Origin of the sequence: Streptomyces sp. NBC_00287 (assembly GCF_036173105.1) — a bacterium.
Lineage (GTDB): Bacteria > Actinomycetota > Actinomycetes > Streptomycetales > Streptomycetaceae > Streptomyces.
On sequence record NZ_CP108053.1, the window covers coordinates 6715465 to 6730788 of the forward strand.

General features: G+C 69.2%; 14 protein-coding genes. 7 read left to right on the plus strand and 7 right to left on the minus strand.

Translation table 11 applies throughout. The features are described 5' to 3' along the window. Positions 1–85: 85 nt before the first annotated feature. From rlmN to OHT76_RS30820, 4 genes are all read left to right on the plus strand, one after another. Positions 86–1192, plus strand: coding sequence for a 23S rRNA (adenine(2503)-C(2))-methyltransferase RlmN (gene rlmN / locus OHT76_RS30805; RefSeq protein WP_328874111.1), 1107 nt, complete (start codon positions 86–88; stop codon positions 1190–1192). A gap of 124 nt (positions 1193–1316) precedes the next feature. Further along, on the plus strand, positions 1317–2393 hold the full coding sequence (locus OHT76_RS30810; protein WP_328874112.1) for a thiamine ABC transporter substrate-binding protein: 1077 nt from the start codon (positions 1317–1319) through the stop codon (positions 2391–2393). Positions 2394–2428: 35 nt separating this feature from the next. Further along, complete coding sequence (locus tag OHT76_RS30815; protein WP_328874113.1) at positions 2429–4030, plus strand: ABC transporter permease; 1602 nt, start codon at positions 2429–2431, stop codon at positions 4028–4030. Further along, positions 4030–5049: an ABC transporter ATP-binding protein gene (locus tag OHT76_RS30820; RefSeq protein ID WP_328874114.1), complete on the plus strand. Its 1020-nt coding sequence runs from the start codon at positions 4030–4032 to the stop codon at positions 5047–5049. Before OHT76_RS30815 ends, OHT76_RS30820 begins: the two co-directional genes overlap by 1 nt. Before the next feature lie 98 nt (positions 5050–5147). Here the strand turns inward: OHT76_RS30820 and OHT76_RS30825 are convergent, their stop codons facing one another. From OHT76_RS30825 to OHT76_RS30855, 7 genes are all read right to left on the minus strand, one after another. Then, positions 5148–5843 (minus strand): LAETG motif-containing sortase-dependent surface protein, encoded by a 696-nt coding sequence (locus OHT76_RS30825; protein ID WP_328874115.1) that lies wholly within the window; start codon positions 5841–5843, stop codon positions 5148–5150. A gap of 150 nt (positions 5844–5993) precedes the next feature. Continuing rightward, entirely contained in the window at positions 5994–7115 is a 1122-nt protein-coding gene (locus tag OHT76_RS30830; protein WP_328874116.1) for an LOG family protein, read from the minus strand. A gap of 26 nt (positions 7116–7141) precedes the next feature. Continuing rightward, positions 7142–7549, minus strand: coding sequence for a VOC family protein (locus tag OHT76_RS30835; protein ID WP_328874117.1), 408 nt, complete (start codon positions 7547–7549; stop codon positions 7142–7144). 98 nt (positions 7550–7647) lie between these two features. Further along, entirely contained in the window at positions 7648–9000 is a 1353-nt protein-coding gene (locus OHT76_RS30840) for a hypothetical protein (protein WP_328874118.1), read from the minus strand. Further along, the gene (locus OHT76_RS30845) at positions 8982–9722 is read right to left on the minus strand and encodes an ABC transporter ATP-binding protein (RefSeq protein WP_328874119.1); all 741 of its coding nucleotides are present in this window, start codon (positions 9720–9722) and stop codon (positions 8982–8984) included. Before OHT76_RS30845 ends, OHT76_RS30840 begins: the two co-directional genes overlap by 19 nt. A 179-nt stretch (positions 9723–9901) precedes the next feature. Beyond that, positions 9902–11266 (minus strand): aspartate aminotransferase family protein, encoded by a 1365-nt coding sequence (locus OHT76_RS30850; protein WP_328874120.1) that lies wholly within the window; start codon positions 11264–11266, stop codon positions 9902–9904. A gap of 19 nt (positions 11267–11285) precedes the next feature. After that, entirely contained in the window at positions 11286–11816 is a 531-nt protein-coding gene (locus OHT76_RS30855) for an Lrp/AsnC family transcriptional regulator (protein WP_328874121.1), read from the minus strand. Positions 11817–11985: 169 nt separating this feature from the next. Here OHT76_RS30855 and OHT76_RS30860 point away from each other — a divergent pair, with 169 nt between their 5' ends. The 3 genes from OHT76_RS30860 (at position 11986) to OHT76_RS30870 (ending at position 15323) form a co-directional block, all read left to right on the plus strand. Further along, positions 11986–13425 (plus strand): gamma-aminobutyraldehyde dehydrogenase, encoded by a 1440-nt coding sequence (locus OHT76_RS30860; protein WP_328874122.1) that lies wholly within the window; start codon positions 11986–11988, stop codon positions 13423–13425. Positions 13426–13549: 124 nt separating this feature from the next. Beyond that, positions 13550–14731: a polyamine ABC transporter substrate-binding protein gene (locus OHT76_RS30865; protein ID WP_328874123.1), complete on the plus strand. Its 1182-nt coding sequence runs from the start codon at positions 13550–13552 to the stop codon at positions 14729–14731. A 52-nt stretch (positions 14732–14783) separates the two neighbouring features. Continuing rightward, positions 14784–15323 (plus strand): hypothetical protein, encoded by a 540-nt coding sequence (locus OHT76_RS30870; RefSeq protein WP_328874124.1) that lies wholly within the window; start codon positions 14784–14786, stop codon positions 15321–15323. Position 15324 lies beyond the last annotated feature (1 nt).

The following is a 15324-nucleotide window of genomic DNA, read 5'->3' on the forward strand; positions in this document are numbered from 1 at the left end:
ATCCACGGCGTAAGACCAGCGCGTAAGACCACCGGGAAACGGGCGGCCCTGGCCACACCATTCGATCTGCGACACTGGTACGGCCATGCCTAAGCCCGGAGAACTCACATTCGTCGCCCCGCGCGGAGCCAAGAAGCCGCCGCGGCACCTTGCCGATCTTTCGCCCGCCGAGCGTAAGGACGCCGTCGCGGCGGTCGGGGAGAAGCCGTTTCGTGCCAAGCAGCTCTCGCAGCACTACTTCGCGCGGTACACCCACGACCCCGAGCAGTGGACCGACATCCCCGCCGGGTCGCGCGGCAAGCTGCGCGAGGAGCTGTTCCCTGAGCTGATGACGGTCGTACGGCATCTGTCGACCGACGAGGGGACCACCCGCAAGACGCTGTGGCGGCTGTTCGACGGGACGCTCGTCGAGTCCGTGCTGATGCGGTACCCGGACCGGGTCACCATGTGCATCAGCTCGCAGGCGGGGTGCGGGATGAACTGCCCCTTCTGCGCCACCGGGCAGGCCGGGCTCGACCGGAATCTGTCCACCGCCGAGATCGTCCATCAGATCGTCGACGGTATGCGCGCGCTCCGGGACGGTGAGGTGCCCGGGGGTCCGTCGCGGCTCTCCAACATCGTCTTCATGGGCATGGGCGAACCGCTCGCCAACTACAACCGGGTCGTGGGCGCCATCCGGCGGCTCACCGACGCCGAGCCGGACGGGCTCGGGCTGTCCCAGCGCGGGATCACCGTGTCGACGGTCGGGCTCGTGCCCGCCATCCACCGGTTCTCCGACGAGGGCTTCAAGTGCCGGCTGGCGATCTCGCTGCACGCGCCCGACGACGAGCTGCGCGACACCCTCGTCCCCGTGAACACCCGCTGGAAGGTCCGCGAGGTCCTCGACGCCGGGTTCGAGTACTCCGCCAAGTCGGGGCGCCGGCTGTCCATCGAGTACGCGCTCATCCGGGACATCAACGACCAGGCCTGGCGAGGCGACCGGCTCGGGCGGATGCTCAAGGGCAGGCCCGTGCATGTGAATCTGATTCCGCTGAACCCGACTCCGGGCTCCAAGTGGACCGCCTCCCGGCCGGAGGACGAGAAGGCGTTCGTCGAGGCCATCGCCTCGCACGGAGTGCCGGTGACGATCCGGGACACCCGTGGTCAGGAGATCGACGGGGCCTGCGGTCAGCTCGCGGCCACCGAGCGGTAGTCTGATCGTCGTACATCTTCAATATCCGACAGGGGAGCGCGACAGCGCTGAGAGTGCGGCGATCGGGCCGCAGACCCTCTGAACCTCGCCCAGGTCATTCTGGGTAGGAAGTTCGGTCATCACCGTGAACAACAAGAAGTATCCGGCTGTCTGCGTAGGCCTCGGTCTCGTCCTGCTGTCCGCGTGCGGGTCGTCCGACGACGGAGAGTCCTCCAGGGGCTCCAAGACCGTCACCCTCGTGAGCCACGACTCGTGGGCCGTGTCCAAGGACGTCCTCGCCGCCTTCGAGAAGGAGTCCGGCTACCAGGTCAAGGTCCTGGAGGACGGCGACGCCGGGCAGGCCGTCAACAAGGCCATCCTCACCAAGGACAACCCGCAGGGCGACGTCTTCTTCGGCGTCGACAACACCCTGCTGTCCCGGGCCCTCGACAACGGGCTCTTCCAGTCGTACGAGGCGAAGGGCTCCGACCTGATCCTGCCGGAGTACCGGGCCGACGAGGACAAGCACCGCGTCACGCCCGTCGACACCGGCGACATCTGCGTCAACTACGACAAGCAGTACTTCGAGGACCACAAGCTGACCCCGCCGTCCTCCTTCGACGACCTGATCAAGCCGGAGTACAAGAACCTCCTGGTCACCGAGAATGCCTCCACCTCCTCACCGGGTCTCGGCTTCCTGCTCGGCACCGCCGCGCAGTACGGCGACGACGGCTGGCAGGACTACTGGAAGAAGCTCAAGGCCAACGGCGTCAAGGTCGTCGACGGCTGGGAGCAGGCCTACAACGAGGAGTTCTCCGGCTCCGCCGGCGGCAAGGCCGCGAAGGCCGACCGGCCGCTCGTCGTCTCGTACGCCTCCTCGCCGCCCGCCGAGGTGATCTACGGCGACCCGAAGCCGACCACCGCGCCCACCGGGGTCGCGGAGGGCACCTGCTTCCGGCAGGTGGAGTACGCGGGACTGCTGAGCAACGCCGAGAACACCGAGGGCGGCAAGGCACTCCTCGACTTCATGCTCACCAAGACCTTCCAGGACGACATGCCGCTGAACATGTTCGTCTACCCGGTGCGTGAAGGCGCCCAGGTGCCCGAGGAGTTCACCGAGTACGGCCCGCTGGCCGAGGACCCCGAGACCATGGACCCGGCCAAGATCGCCGCCAACCGTGACGACTGGGTCAAGTCATGGACGTCGCTGGTACTGAAGTAGCCCGCCGCGGAAGGTACGCGGCGCGGCTCGGCCTCATGGCCCTGCCCGTCGCGTTCTTCGGCGTCTTCTTCGCCTACCCCGTCGCCGCGATCGTCGCGCGCGGTCTGCGGGTCGACGGGGTCTGGCAGCTCGGCCGGATCGGGGATGTCCTGACCCAGCCGGACATCCGGCACGTCCTGTGGTTCACCACCTGGCAGGCCCTCGCCTCCACCGCGCTGACCCTGCTGGTCGCGCTGCCCGGCGCGTATGTGTTCGCCCGCTACGACTTCCCCGGCAAGCAGATCCTGCGGGCCGTGGTGACGGTGCCGTTCGTGCTGCCGACGGTCGTCGTCGGTACGGCCTTCCTGGCGCTCGTCGGACGTGGCGGACTGCTCGACGAGTGGTGGGGCGTACGGCTGGACACGACCGTGTGGGCGATCCTGCTGGCGCATGTCTTCTTCAACTACGCGGTCGTCGTGCGCACCGTCGGCGGGCTCTGGGCGCAGCTCGATCCTCGGCAGGAGGAGGCGGCGCGGATGCTCGGGGCGTCACCTCTGAAGGCCTGGCGGCAGGTCACCCTTCCGGCGCTGGGCCCCGCCGTGGCCGCCGCCACCCTGATGGTCTTCCTGTTCACCTTCACCTCCTTCGGTGTCGTGCAGATCCTCGGCGGCCCGACCTTCTCCACCCTCGAAGTGGAGATCTACCGCCAGACCTCCGAGATCTTCGACCTGCCCACGGCCGCGGTACTGACGATCATCCAGTTCGTGGCGGTGAGTGCGATCCTCGCGCTGCACGCGTGGACGGTACGGCGCAGGGAGAGCGCGCTCCGGCTGGTGGACGCGTCGGTCACCGCCCGCCGTCCGCGCGGGGCCGGGCAGTGGGCGCTGCTGGCCGGGGTCCTCGCCTCCATCGCCGTACTGATCGTCCTGCCGCTCGCCGTGCTCGTGCAGCGCTCTCTCGACGCGCCCGACTTCGCCTACTACCGGGCCCTGACCAGCGGCGACAGCGGAGTCTTCCTGGTGCCGCCGATCGAGGCGATCGGGAACTCGCTGGAGTACGCCGTCGTCGCCACCGTCATCGCCGTGCTGATCGGAGGCCTCGCCGCCGCCGCGCTGACCCGGCGGGACGCGGGCCGGTTCGTACGTGGATTCGACGCGCTGCTGATGCTGCCGCTCGGGGTGTCCGCGGTAACCGTCGGGTTCGGGTTTCTGATCGCCCTGGACGAGCCGCCGCTGGATCTGCGGGCCAGCTGGATCCTGGTGCCGCTCGCACAGGCGCTGGTCGGCGTGCCCTTTGTCGTACGGACCATGCTGCCGGTGCTGCGCGCCGTCGATCACCGGTTGCGGGAGGCTGCGGCTGTGCTGGGGGCGTCGCCCTGGCGGGTGTGGCGGGAGGTGGATCTGCCCATGGTGCGGCGGGCCTTGCTGATCGCCGCCGGGTTCGCCTTCGCGGTGTCGCTGGGGGAGTTCGGGGCGACCGTGTTCATCGCGCGGCCGGACAATCCGACGCTGCCGGTCGCCGTGGCCAAGCTGCTCGGGCGGGCCGGGCAGCTCAACTACGGCCAGGCGATGGCCCTTTCGACGATTCTGATGGTGGTGTGCGCGGTGGCGCTGCTGGTGCTGGAGCGGCTGCGGACGGATCGGACGGGGGAGTTCTGATGCTCTTGAGCCTTGAGGACGCGACTGTGCGGTTCGCTGGGCGGGCCGTGCTCGACGCCGTGGATCTGTCGGTCGCCGAGCACGAGGTGGTGTGTGTCCTCGGGCCCAGCGGCAGCGGGAAGTCGACGCTGCTGCGGGCGGTGGCCGGGCTGCAAGCCCTCGACGCCGGGCGGGTGTTGCTCGACGGGCGCGACCAGAAGGGCATCCCCGCGCATCGGCGTGGGGTCGGGCTGATGTTCCAGGACCATCAGCTCTTTCCGCAGCGGGACGCGGGCGGGAACGTCGCCTTCGGACTGCGGATGCACGGGGCGTCGAAGCGGCAACAGGCCGACCGAATCCAGGAGTTGCTCGAACTCGTCGGCCTTCCTGGTGCCGCGGGCCGGGCCGTCGCCGCCCTTTCCGGCGGGGAGCAGCAGCGGGTGGCGCTGGCCCGTGCGCTGGCGCCGAGGCCCCGGCTGCTGATGCTCGACGAGCCGCTCGGACAGCTCGACCGCTCGCTGCGGGAGCGGCTGGTGGTGGAACTGCGGGAGCTGTTCAGCGAGTTGGGCACGACGGTGCTGGCCGTCACGCACGACCAGGGCGAGGCCTTCGCGCTCGCCGACCGGGTCGTGGTGATGCGGGACGGACGGATCGCCCAGGCCGGTACGCCACTTGAGGTGTGGCAGCGGCCGGCCGACGAGTTCGTGGCTCGCTTCCTCGGCTTCGACAACGTGGTTCCGGCGACCGTCGCAGGGCAGGCCGCCGACACCCCCTGGGGCAAGCTGCCGGTGCCCGACGACACCGCCGAGGGCGCCCGCACGCTCCTCGTCCGGCCCGCCGGGGTCCGCCTGGTGGCTGCCGAACAGGGCCTTCGCTGCACGGTCGCCGCGCGCACCTTCAAGGGCACCCATGTCGCCGTACACCTGCAACCCGAGGACGCGCCCCGGCTGGAGGCCGCGTGCGCGCTCAGGGAGGCGCCGGAGGTCGGGGACGAGGTCGGGGTGGAGTTCGACGTGGAAGAGATCGTGGTGCTCGGCTGATCGGCTGGTCGTGGCTGACGGGTTACGTCGGCTTCCAGTGCCCGGAGCTGGAGCGGGCCACCTTCCGGTGAACCCCGGGTGATGGCCCGCTCCGAGGGTCAGCGCGTGCTGCGCTTGCGCAGGCCGAAGAAGACGGCGCCGCCGCCGACCGCGACCAGGGCGACCGCGATGCCCGCGATCAGACCGGTGTTGGAGTCGGCACCGGTCTCGGCGAGGTTGGACTCACCGGCCGGGGACGGGACGTTGCTGGCGGTGTCCGCCGGGGCGGTGCTGTCGCCCTCCGAGGGTGAGGGGACCGGGGTCTCCTCGGCCGGGGTGGAGGCGGAGTCCGACGGTGTCGCGGTCGGCGTGGGGCTGTCCGACGGGGCCGGGGTGTCCTCCTCCTTCTTGCAGGCCGTGGACGGGGTCGTCAGGTTCGGCTTGATGTCCTCGTCGACCTGGTTGCCGGCCTTGACGTGGATCCGGTACTCCGCGTTCGGCTTCCAGTCCTCGGCGAAGGTGATGGTGACACCTTCGCGCGAGCCCTCGACCACCTGCTCGCCGACCTTCTTCAGATCGGCGCCGTTGTTCTGGAGGTAGACGGTGACGGTGGCCGGGACGCCGGTCGGGTCCACGTCGGTGACGGTGATGACACCGTTGTCGCCGTCGCACTTGGCTTCGGCGGAGAACTCGTTGATGTTGCACGCGAACGCGTTGCCGCCGACGCCGAGCGCGAGCGCGGCCGAGGCGGAGGCGATACCGAGCACGCGAGCGGAGCGGGCGACGGTACGGCGGGGTATGGACAGGACTGCCACGTTGGTCCTTCACATGTTGCGCATATGCGGGGGGTTGAGGGAGCGAAGACGCACCGGCATCTCCACTCCCAAGAGGCTCACAGGTTTATAAGCGCTGCGTAAGTAGTGTCAACGCATATGCGGGCCAAGGACCTTGGCTTTGCCCGCTTATTAACCGCCGAGACGTTTCAGTGCCTCCGGAGCCTCCTCGATCCGGTCGACCAAGGCGATACGGGACTCCATCGACCGCTCCCGCGCAAGCGCCTGGAGCAGCGGCCACGTCGGCAGCTTCTCCGTCCAGTGCGCCCGGTTCACCAGCACCATCGGCGTGGGCTCGCCCCGGGACTCGTAGTAGTTCGGCGTCGCGTTGTCGAAGATCTCCTGTACGGTGCCGGCGGCGCCCGGCAGGAACACGACGCCCGCGTTGGAGCGGGCCAGCAGACCGTCCTCGCGGGTGGCGTTGGCGAAGTACTTGGCGATGTGCGCGGCGAAGGCGTTCGGCGGCTCATGGCCGTAGAACCAGGTCGGGATGCCGATGGAGCCGCCGCCCTTGGGCCAGCGGGTGCGCACCTCGAAGGCCGCGGCCGCCCAGTTGGTGATGGACGGGGTGAACTTCGGTTCCTTGGCGAGGAGTTGGAGCGCCTCGGTGAGCATCGCGTCGTTGAACGGGGCGGCGTACGCGCCGAGGTTCGCCGCCTCCATCGCGCCCGGGCCGCCGCCGGTGGCCACCGTGAAGCCCTCGCGGGTCAGCTCCCGGCCGAGGCGGGCGGCACCGGCGTAGGCCTCCGTGCCGCGGGCCATCGCGTGGCCGCCCATGACACCCACGACCCTTGCCCCGCGCAGGAGTTCGTCGAGCGCGTCGGAGACGGCGTCGTCGTGGATCGAGCGGAGCATCGACGCGAATATGTCGCCGTCGGCCTTGGTCCGCTGGAACCAGGCGTAGGAGAGGGCGTCGGGTGTGTGCTCGTACCCCTTGTCGAGTCCGGCGAAGAGTTCGTCCGGCGAGTAGAGCAGGCCCCGGTACGGGTCGAAGGGCAGGTCCGGGACCGGCGGGAAGACCATGGCGCCGTCCGCGCGGATCTTCACGGCCGCGTCCTCGCGCATCGGGCAGCCGAGGAAGACGGCACCCGCCGTGTCCGTGGTGAGCAACTCGCGGGTGCGGTCCGTCAGATCGACGGCCTGGATCCGGTATCCCGCGAGCGTGCCGCGGGCCGAGACGGTGGCGTCGAACTCCTGGAGCGTCTCGATCTCACGGTCGTTGTGGTGGGCCGCATGGGCGGGCATCGTCTGCACGCGCCCATGCTAGACACGGCGGCTGTTCAGCCCTCGATCGCGGCCGGGTCCATCCATACGATCTCCCAGCTGTGGCCGTCGAGGTCGTCGAAGCCGCGGCCGTACATGAAGTCCATGTCCTGGACCTTGTCCGAGGCGGTGCCGCCGGCGGCGACGGCCTTCTCGATCAGCTCGTCGACCTTCTCGCGGCTCTCGGCGCTCAGACAGATCGCCACTTCGCTGGTCTTCGTGGCGTCCGCGATCTCCTTGTCGGTGAAGGTCGCGTAGAACGGCTTGGTGAGGAGCATCGCCACGATGGTGTCGCTGATCACGACACTCGCCGCGTTCTCGTCGCTGAACTGGAGGTTGAGCGAGTAGCCCAGCTCCGTGAAGAACTTCTTGGAGGCGTCGAGGTCGGCGACGGGCAGGTTCACGAAGATCATCTGCTGGTACATCTGAGGTCTCTCCCATCGGGGTCGGTCTGTTCGGTGGGGTAGACCGGGGGGTGGGGCGGAACTCATCGCGGTTCGAAGATTTTTTTCGTACGGATTTTTCAGCGGGCCAAAGGGAGTGCCGCGAGCTCGGCGACGATCAGCGTGAGTGGGCCGAAGACGGTGAGCAGTGCGCCTGCGCGGAGGGCGGCCGCGCTGCGGAGCATCGTGGGTGGGGCGCCGAGGCGGAGCAGGGCGGCCGTGGTGTCGGCCCGTGCCTGCCGTGCTTCTACGGCGGCGGTGAGGAGGGTGGCGATCGCGCAGCCGGTGACGACCGTCGCGCCCAGGGTGGTCAGGGGGCCCAGGGTGCGGCCGTCCGCTGTGGGGTCGTGGAGTACGGCCATGGCGTAGGCGGCGGAGGCTACGGCGCAGACCACGCCGAGGGGGCGGCCGATGCGGGTTGCCTCCTCCATGAGGACCCGTCCGGCGAGGAGGCGGAGGGCGCCTGGGCGGGCGGACTGGAGGAGACGGCCGCAGAGGTGGGTGAGGCCGGGGCCGGCGAGGGCGAGGCCGACTGCGGTGAGGGCCCAGCCGAGGAGCACCGCGGTGGGGCCTGTGGGGAGGCCTCCTGGCATGGGGGCGGTGGTGGTGGCGGTGCTGGCGTAGGCCTCTACGGCCAGGCCTGCGGCGAGGATGGCTGTGCCCCAGGGGAGGCCGGACGGGGTGGCTGTTGGTTGCGCGTCCGAGGCCGGTGCAGGTGGGGGGTTTTCGCTCGCCCGCGCTTGCGGGGTGCCGCCCTTCTTTGGGTCGGGAGCCGACCCAGCGGCACGACTGCCCGCAGGCTCTGTACGTCGCAGGCGGGCGCCGAATCTGCCGTACGCCCCGAACGTTTCCCGTGCCCCCGAGGCGCCGTACGCCCCGAAGCGGCCGAAGCGTCTCGGGCCCTCGGCTGGGGCTGGCCTCGCCTCCCGTGGTCGTAGCGTCACCGCCACCGACACGGATGCCGCCGCCGGTACCAGGCAGAGCAGGGTCAGCGCCGCCGGAAGTGGCAGGGGTTCCGATGCCGCCAGGAACTCCGCCGCCGCTCCGTCGAACGGCATTCCCGTCAGGTCGCCGCGCAAGTGGAGGAAGAAGAGGAGGGCCAGCATGGAGCCGAGCAGGGTGGACAGGATCGTGGTTGTTGCCGCTACCGCCATCAGGCGGACCGGGCCCAGGCCGATCGCCGCCAGGCCCGGCCGGGGGCGGGTGCCGGGGTCCGTTCGGGCTACCGCCACCGCGAAGTAGACCGTTGCCGCCAGCGGTGCCGCGCACCAGGTGAGGCGGAGGAAGGACGCGCCGGGGGAGTCGGGGTGGGTCATCGCATGGCCGAGGGCGCACAGGAGGAGGAAGCCCGTGCCCGCCGAGGCCATCGACACCAGCAGGCGGCGCAGCTGTACGGCGGGGTGGGCGCGGCGGGTCAGGCGGAGAGCGAGCACGCGGCCCGGCCTTCCGACTCGGCCATGGGAGGCAGGTGGACCGTGTTCACGCGACGGCCGTCCAGGAGCGAGACCGTGCGGTCCGCCAGGGCCGCCGTCTCCGTGTCGTGGGTCGCCAGGACCACCGTGATGCCGTGTGAGCGGGCCGCTGTCGTGAGCGTACGCAGGACATGCGCTCGGTCGGCCCGGTGCAGCGGGGCCGTCGGTTCGTCGGCGAACAGGACCGTCGGGGAAGGGGCCAGCGCGCGGGCGATGCAGACGCGCTGACGCTGGGCCTGGGTCAGTTCGCGCGGGCGCTTGCGGGCACCGTCGCCGATGTCGAGGCGCTCCAGCCACTCCAGCGCGGCCGTCTTGGCGCGCCGACGGCTGGTGCCGCGCAGCATCAGGGGGAGCGCGGCGTTCTCCCAGACGTTGAGCTCGGGGACCAGCACCGGCTCGGGGTCGATCCAGCCGAAGCGGTCGCGGCGCAGCCGTTCGCGGCTGACGAGGCCCATGGTGTGCACCGGCACGCTGTTGAACCACACCTCGCCGCGCCGCGTCGGGGCCAGCCCCGCCAGGCAGCTGAGCAGGGTCGTCTTGCCGCTGCCGCGCGGGCCGCACACCGCGAGGATCTCGCCCTCGCGCACGCCGAGCGAGACGCCGCTCAGCGCGGGTGAGCCGTCCTGGTGTGTGAAGTGCAAGGAGCGTGCCCAGAGCACGTCGTTGTCCGGCGGAGCCTCCATGGGCGTACACCTCGTTCTGGTCCGTAGTGCCTTGCAGTCCCCCGTGCGGGGGAACGAAAGCAGGGCCGATCGGTTACCAGGCACGCTAGGGATCCGGGGCAGCGGCGCTGGACAGCACGCGGCCCGGGTGCACCCTTCTCACTCGCATGGGTGCACCCGGGCCGCGGAACCGCCGGGGGTTAAAGCTTGGTCCACGCCTCCGTCAGCGTCCCGCGCAGGATCTGCTCGATCTCGTCGAACGTGTCCTGGTTGGAGATCAGCGGCGGAGCGAGCTGGATGACCGGGTCGCCACGGTCGTCGGCACGGCAGTACAGGCCGTTGTCGAAGAGGGCCTTGGAGAGGAAGCCGTACAGGACGCGCTCGGTCTCCTCGTCGTTGAAGGACTCCTTCGTGGCCTTGTCCTTCACCAGCTCGATGCCGTAGAAGAAGCCGTTGCCGCGGACGTCGCCGACGATCGGCAGGTCGTGCAGCTTCTCCAGCGTGGCGCGGAAGGCGCCCTCGTTGTCGAGGACGTGCTGGTTGAGGCCCTCGCGCTCGAACAGGTCGAGGTTGGCGAGGCCGACCGCCGCGGAGACCGGGTGGCCGCCGAAGGTGTAGCCGTGCAGGAAGGTGTTGTCGCCCTTGTAGAACGGCTCGGCCAGACGGTCGGAGATGATGCAGGCGCCGATCGGGGAGTAGCCCGAGGTCATGCCCTTGGCGCAGGTGATCATGTCCGGGACGTAGCCGAACTTGTCGCAGGCGAACGTCGTACCGAGCCGGCCGAAGGCGCAGATGACCTCGTCCGAGACCAGCAGGACGTCGTACTTGTCGCAGATCTCGCGGACCCGCTGGAAGTAGCCGGGCGGGGGCGGGAAGCAGCCGCCCGCGTTCTGTACGGGCTCCAGGAAGACCGCCGCGACCGTGTCCGGGCCCTCGAAGAGGATCTGCTGCTCGATCTGGTCGGCGGCCCAGCGGCCGAAGGCCTCGGGGTCGTCACCGAACAGCGACGCCCGGTAGATGTTGGTGTTCGGGACCTTGTGCGCACCCGGGACCAGCGGCTCGAAGGGGGCCTTCAGGGCCGGCAGGCCGGTGATGGACAGGGCGCCCTGCGGGGTGCCGTGGTAGGCGACCGCGCGGGAGATGACCTTGTACTTGGTGGGCTTGCCGGTGAGCTTGAAGTACTGCTTGGCGAGCTTCCAGGCGGTCTCGACCGCCTCGCCGCCACCGGTGGTGAAGAAGACCTTGTTCAGGTCGCCCGGGGCCTCGTGGGCGAGCCGCTCGGCCAGCTCGACGGCCTTGGGGTGGGCGTAGGACCAGACCGGGAAGAAGGCCAGCTCCTGCGCCTGCTTGGAGGCGGTCTCGGCGAGCTCGGTGCGGCCGTGGCCCGCCTGGACCACGAACAGGCCCGCGAGACCGTCGAGGTAGCGCTTGCCCTTGTCGTCGTAGATGTAGGTGCCCTCGCCCCGGACGATGGTGGGGACGGGCGAGTTCTCGTACGAGGACATGCGGGTGAAGTGCATCCACAGGTGGTCGTACGCGGTCTGGCTGAGGTCCTTGGAGCTCACGGTTATCGGGTCCTCACGGCTATCGGGTTCCCCACATGTAGGTCTGCTTCTTGAGCTTCAGATAGACGAAGCTCTCGGTGGAGCGCACTCCGGGGATGGCTCGGATGCGGCGGTTGATGACTTCCAGCAGGTGGTCGTCGTCCTCGCAGACGATCTCCACCATCAGGTCGAAGGAACCCGCTGTCATCACCACGTACTCGCATTCGGGCATCGCGGTGAGCGCGTCGGCGACGGACTCCACGTCCCCCTCCACATGGATGCCGACCATCGCCTGACGCCGGAAGCCCACGGTGAGCGGGTCCGTGACGGCGACGATCTGCATCACGCCCTGGTCGAGCAGCTTCTGGACGCGCTGGCGCACGGCCGCTTCGGAGAGGCCCACGGCCTTGCCTATGGCGGCGTACGGCCGGCGGCCGTCCTCCTGGAGCTGTTCGATGATGGCGAGGGAGACCGCGTCCAGATGCGGCGAGCTGCCGTTCCTGGATTCGCGGGGGGACTCGCGGGAGTCCCTGGGGTCTGCGCTTCGACTGGCCACGAGCTCACTGTGCACGAGGTCTCGACAGTTTCGCAAGGGTCCGGCGATGAAATTCGTTGTTTACGTGAGCGAGTCCTGCGGATTTCGCAGATCTGACGCCGATGGGGCTGTTGAAAACGTCGGAGTGCCGACTAGGGTAGGTGTCTCAGCAATCGGACAGTTTGAACCTGACAGGAGGCCGGCAGTGAGCACCGAGCTGCGTCGTCTGCGCAATTACATCGACGGTGAGTTCCGCGACGCCGCCGACGGACGGACCACCGAGGTGGTCAACCCCGCGACGGGCGAGGCGTACGCGACCGCGCCGCTGTCCGGGCAGGCGGACGTCGACGCCGCCATGGAGGCCGCCGCCCGCGCCTTCCCCGCCTGGCGCGACACCACCCCCTCCGAGCGCCAGAAGGCCCTCCTGAAGATCGCGGACGCGTTCGAGGAGCGCGCCGAGGAGCTCATCGCGGCCGAGGTGGAGAACACCGGCAAGCCGATCGGGCTCACCCGGTCCGAGGAAATCCCGCCGATGGTGGACCAGATCCGGTTCTTCGCCGGTGCGGCCCGCATGCTCGAGGGGCGCTCGGCCGGTGAGTACATGGAGGGGATGACCTCCATCGTCCGCCGCGAGCCGGTCGGCGTCTGCGCGCAGGTCGCGCCGTGGAACTACCCGATGATGATGGCCGTATGGAAGTTCGCCCCGGCCATCGCCGCGGGCAACACCGTCGTACTGAAGCCGTCGGACACCACCCCGGCCTCGACCGTCCTGATCGCCGACATCATCGGCTCGATCCTGCCCAAGGGCGTCTTCAACGTCATCACCGGCGACCGTGACACCGGCCGGCTGATGGTCGAGCACCCGGTCCCGGCGATGGCCTCCATCACCGGTTCGGTGCGCGCGGGCATGTCGGTCGCCGAGTCCGCGGCCAAGGACGTCAAGCGGGTCCACCTGGAGCTGGGCGGCAAGGCGCCGGTCGTGGTCTTCGAGGACACGGACATCGCGAAGGCCGTGGAGGACATCTCCGTCGCGGGCTTCTTCAACGCCGGCCAGGACTGTACGGCCGCCACGCGCGTGCTCGTCCAGGAGTCCATCCACGACGAGTTCGTGGCCGCGCTCGCGAAGGCCGCCGCCGAGACGAAGACGGGTCAGCCGGACGACGAGGACGTGCTCTTCGGTCCGCTGAACAACCCGAACCAGCTCAAGCAGGTCTCCGGCTTCATCGAGCGCCTCCCCGCGCACGCCAAGGTCGAGGCCGGCGGTCAGCGGGTCGGCGACAAGGGCTACTTCTACGCGCCGACCGTCGTCTCCGGTCTCAAGCAGGACGACGAGATCATCCAGAACGAGGTCTTCGGGCCGGTCATCACCGTCCAGTCCTTCTCGGACGAGGCGCAGGCCGTCGAGTGGGCGAACGGTGTGGAGTACGCCCTCGCGTCCTCGGTGTGGACCAAGGACCACGGGCGGGCGATGCGGATGTCGAAGACGTTGGACTTCGGCTGCGTCTGGATCAACACGCACATCCCGCTGGTCGCGGAGATGCCGCACGGCGGCTTCAAGAAGTCCGGCTACGGCAAGGACCTGTCGGGGTACGGCTTCGACGACTACACGCGGATCAAGCACGTGATGACGTCGCTGGACGGCTGAGTGTTGTTGTAGCGCCGCGGGTATTCGGCACCACGTCATCGATTGACAAGGTGTCGGGTACCCGCGGTTTCGTTTGACGTGGCGTCCATTGTCCGGCTCCCGAGCCGGGCGGCATGCTGCCGGGATGCTGCCCACCTCGCCCAAAGCCTCCCGTGTCTCCCGCCGGTCCCTGCTGCTCGCGTTGGGCGGTGCCGCACTCGCGGGGTGCGGGGTGCCCGCCGCCTACGTCAAGCCCGGGGACCGGGCAGGGGCCGATCTCTCCGCCACCGACCGACGGCTCACCTGGGCGAACTGGCCGCTGTACATAGACGTCGACGACGAGGACGAGACCAGGCGGCCCACGCTGGACGCGTTCGAGCGGCGCACCGGCATCTCGGTGGACTACGTCGAGGAGATCAACGACAACGACGAGTTCTTCGGGAAGATCAGCCCCTCCCTGATGAACCATCAGCAGACGGACCGCGATCTCATCGTCATCAGCGACTGGATGTGCGCGCGGTTCGTACGGCTGGGCTGGGTGCAGGAGATGGACCGCACCCGTCAGCCGAACGTGACGCGGTACCTCGACCCGCTGCTGCGCTCGCCGGCCTTCGACCCCGGCCGCAAGTTCACGGTGCCGTGGCAGTCGGGGATCACCGGAATCGCGTACAACCGCCGCCGATTGGGCCGGGAGATCCGGCAGGTCTCGGACCTTTGGTCGAGCGACCTGAAGGGCCGGGTATCGCTGCTGTCGGGCCTGGACGAGGCCTTCGCGCTGCTGATGCAGGGCAACGGCGTCGACATCACGAAGTGGACGGCGGACGACTTCCACACGGTGTGCGACCAGGTCGAGCGACAGGTCGACAACGGCCATATCCGCCGCTTCACCGGCAACGACTACATCAAGGACCTCTCCAGCGGCGACGTCCTGGCCTGCCAGGCGTACTCCGGCGATGTCATCCAACTCCAGGCGGACGACCCCGACATCGAGTTCGTCGTCCCCGAGGAGGGCGCCGAACTCTGGTCCGAGTCCCTGATGGTCCCCAACCTCGCCCGCCACAAGACGAACGCCGAGCGCCTGATCGACTACTACTACGAGCCCGAGGTGGCGGCGGAGTTGGCGGCCTGGGTGAACTACGTCTGCCCGGTCCCCGCCGCCCAGGACGTCCTGGCCTCGGCGAAGGACGAGGAGACCGCGGCCCTCGCCGAAGACCCCCTGATCTTCCCGGACTCGGCCATGCGCGAGCGCCTCGCCATCGCCCGGGACATCACGGGGGAGGAGCGGGTGGGGTTCGCCAGGCGGTGGAACACGCTCGTGGGGTTGTAGATCACACCCGGCATGCTTTTGAACATGTTCAACAACGGCGTACGCTGCCGTCATGAGCGACAGAGCCGCCCTGTTGAAGGGCATTCGCGTCTGGCTGGTGTTCTTCGTCGTATGTCTGGTGCTGAGCGGCGCCACGGCCTTCCCCCTGGTGCACGAACTGCGCTGGACCGAGGACGTGTTGAAGTCGCTGTCGGTGGGGGACCAGCTGCCGGCGCTGATGGAGTGGATCGAACGTGTACGGCTCGGTCTCGACACCGCCGACGCCGACTACCCCTTCCTGCTCTACGGCACGGACTGGCTGGCCTTCGCCCATCTCGTCATCGCGGTCGCCTTCTACGGGCCCTACCGCGATCCGGTCCGCAACATCTGGGTCGTCGAGTTCGGGATGATCGCCTGCGCCGGCATCATCCCGCTCGCCCTGATCTGCGGACCGATCCGCGGGATTCCCTTCTGGTGGAGCGTGATCGACATGGCGTTCGGGGTGTTCGGGGTGATTCCGCTCTATCTCGTACGGCGGAAGATCAAGCGGCTGGAGGCGCTGACCGAGAAAAGTGTTATCGAGGGAGTCCCCACTCCGTCTCCCTCCCTGTGAT